Source organism: Solemya velum gill symbiont, assembly GCF_002020255.1.
Taxonomy (GTDB): domain Bacteria; phylum Pseudomonadota; class Gammaproteobacteria; order Chromatiales; family Chromatiaceae.
On the sequence record NZ_MPQG01000036.1, the window covers coordinates 1 to 2,138 of the forward strand.

At 41.3% G+C, this 2,138-nt stretch carries 3 protein-coding genes; all 3 read left to right on the plus strand.

Going from position 1 to position 2,138, the window contains the following annotated elements; translation table 11 throughout:
- Positions 1-244, plus strand: a 244-nt coding sequence (locus BOW06_RS13155) for a hypothetical protein (RefSeq protein ID WP_218669245.1), incomplete at its 5' end; no start/stop codon positions are given.
- A gap of 47 nt (positions 245-291) precedes the next feature.
- Positions 292-1,083 carry a type IV toxin-antitoxin system AbiEi family antitoxin gene (locus tag BOW06_RS12790; RefSeq protein WP_078454872.1) on the plus strand — a complete coding sequence of 264 codons (792 nt, stop codon included), beginning with the start codon at positions 292-294 and terminating at the stop codon, positions 1,081-1,083.
- Positions 1,076-2,014: a nucleotidyl transferase AbiEii/AbiGii toxin family protein gene (locus BOW06_RS12795; protein WP_043116933.1), complete on the plus strand. Its 939-nt coding sequence runs from the start codon at positions 1,076-1,078 to the stop codon at positions 2,012-2,014. The genes BOW06_RS12790 and BOW06_RS12795 overlap by 8 nt, the downstream gene beginning before the upstream one ends.
- Positions 2,015-2,138 lie beyond the last annotated feature (124 nt).

Here is a 2,138-nt window from a genome sequence, read left to right on the forward strand (position 1 = left end):
CGTCGTGAATGAGAGTTGTTTCATGGATATGTCTGTTGATTGTTGTCTGACCTTGATTATGTCAATATTGTGCTTTGACGGGAATAAATCAGAGTTTCCTAAGGTAATCAAACTAGGTCTACACAACATCGGGTTATTGGTGATGTTGTGTAGACCTTTTCATTTCAACAACGCCGCATTAGCGGGTTTGGTTTACATTATTTGGTATATTAATACCAAAGGTGTTAAAACCCTGTCAAAATAAACTAGATGGTTTATACTGTTCGTGATATTCATACCTTGGGTGTTAAAATGCCATCTAAAATAAACTGGCTTGTTGCTCATACTTCTCCTGGTGCGCTAGTACTTCAGCAATGGCTGACTGAAAACGGTGTGAGCTATTCCTTGGCTCAAAAGTACGCGCAGAACGGTTGGCTAAAGAAGCTATGTTCTGGCGTGTATTATCGTCCAGATGCACAGGGCGATATAAAGCCAACTTGGGTTGATGCCATTCAAGCATTAGATGTGCAATTGGGCGTTTCAGTTCATTTGGCTGGATTGAGCAGCTTAACTCACCAGGGACTGAGTCACTATTTACAGCTGAACAAAGAGCAAGTTTGGATTTGCGTTAAAAACAAGTCGTCCTTACCAAAATGGTTTCGTGAATTCCCTTATCAGAATTGGTTTTACTGTGGAAGCCATAAGCTTGAAGTGAATCCCGAGAAAGATTTGAAAAGGATCACGGTTAAAGAGAAAGAACTCACTGTCAGTTGTGCAGAACTTGCTGCCTATGAAGTGGTAGACGCGATTGGGAAGCTGATTTCATTTGAGCATGTCGCAGAATTATTTCAGGGTTTAGTCAATCTTAGCCCTAGAAAAGTACAAGATATTCTTGAGCGAAGCAGCTCTGTTCAGGCAAACCGAATATTTCTATTTCTGGGTCGGTACTACGATCACCAGTGGGTCAATCGCATAGATGAAACAAGAATTAAATTGGGTGCAGGAAAGCGGCAGGTTGTCGAAAAAGGACGTTTTGATGAGCGATATCAAATCACAGTGCCAGAGATATTAAGCGTCAAAAAAGGTGAACAACATAATGGATAAAGATAGCCCATATTACAAACAGGTTTCCTTGCTCATAAGAATGCTTCCTGTGGTAGCAACAGAGACAGTTTTTGCACTTAAAGGTGGCACCGCTATTAATTTATTTGTGAGAGATTTTCCTCGGTTATCTGTAGATATTGATCTTGCTTATCTTCCACTTGAACCAAGAGATGAGGCTTTGGTTAATGTCAGGGCTGCATTGCAGCGCATTACAGACAGAATCAATACTCAACCAGATATCCGAGCGGCATTTCAGGAAAATAAAGCTGATGACCTGAGAATCGTTGTATCAAGTCCGGTTGCGACAATCAAAATTGAAGTGTCGCCCGTCGCCAGAGGTACATTGCATAGTGCAGAGATAATGCCAGTTCAAGAGTCTGTTGAAGACGAGTTTGGTTATGCTGAGATTCAGGTAGTCAGTCTTCCCGATCTGTATGGTGGGAAATTGTGTGCTGCAATGGATCGCCAACATCCTCGCGACTTATTTGATGTGCGTATGTTACTTGGCAGTGAAGGGATTTCGAGAGAGATTTTAGTGGGCTTTTTAACCTATACACTAAGTCATCCTCGGCCTATTAATGAAGTCATGTCGCCAAACTGGCAGCCTCTGAATGAGAAATTTCAGGCAGAATTTGACGGAATGACTTTTGAAAAAGTTGAATGCGAAGACTTAGCCTCTGTTAGGCCTATCATGTTACTTGAACTGCAAAAACATTTCACTGAAAGGGATCATGCCTTCCTCATGTCATTCAAAAGAGGGCAGCCTGACTGGGCATTGTTTGATTATCCTAATGCAGCAGACTTGCCAGCGATTCGTTGGAAGTTGCAGAACATATACAAATTGGCAAAGAATCAAGCAAAACATCAAGAGCAATTAGATAAATTGAAGCAAGTGCTTGATGATTGGCTTGTTAACGCAAACGCCGAGTAATTCGTTTATAACAAACCTCACCTAGGGAAACTCTGATTTATTCCCGTCAAAGCACAATATTGACATAATCAAGGTCAGACAACAATCAACAGACATATCCATGAAACAACTCTCATTCACGACG

Coding starts and splice junctions, on each gene's coding strand:
- BOW06_RS12790 (WP_078454872.1), top strand. CDS start 292: ATGCCATCTAAAATAAACTGGCTTGTTGCTCATACTTCTCCTGGTGCG.
- BOW06_RS12795 (WP_043116933.1), top strand. CDS start 1,076: ATGGATAAAGATAGCCCATATTACAAACAGGTTTCCTTGCTCATAAGA.